The organism is uncultured Aquimarina sp. (genome assembly GCF_947492405.1).
In the GTDB taxonomy this organism is placed as follows: domain Bacteria; phylum Bacteroidota; class Bacteroidia; order Flavobacteriales; family Flavobacteriaceae; genus Aquimarina.
Genome location: NZ_CANLMP010000040.1, coordinates 1 through 223 on the forward strand (window position 1 = coordinate 1; position 223 = coordinate 223).

General features: G+C 33.2%; 1 protein-coding gene. It reads right to left on the bottom strand.

Going from position 1 to position 223, the window contains the following annotated elements; genetic code table 11:
• The coding region (locus Q0829_RS27560; RefSeq protein WP_298549322.1) for a hypothetical protein at nucleotides 1–223 on the bottom strand (223 nt) is incomplete at both ends.

Below are 223 nucleotides of genomic sequence, written 5' to 3' on the forward strand. Positions count from 1 at the left end.
ATACCAAGTGATAATGGAGCATTAATAGCTCTCATCGCTTTTACTAAATCAGAACCGCAAAAAACAGCTTTACTTGGGCCTTCAAAAGTAGCTATGAATGTTTTTGAAGTGTATTCGACAATGCTTCCTTTATATTGTTTTAGGTCTCTTTTAATAATTTCCTGATGTTCTGAAGTATTAGTGCCAGAAGAAATAATACGACCAACCATAACAGTAAATAGTT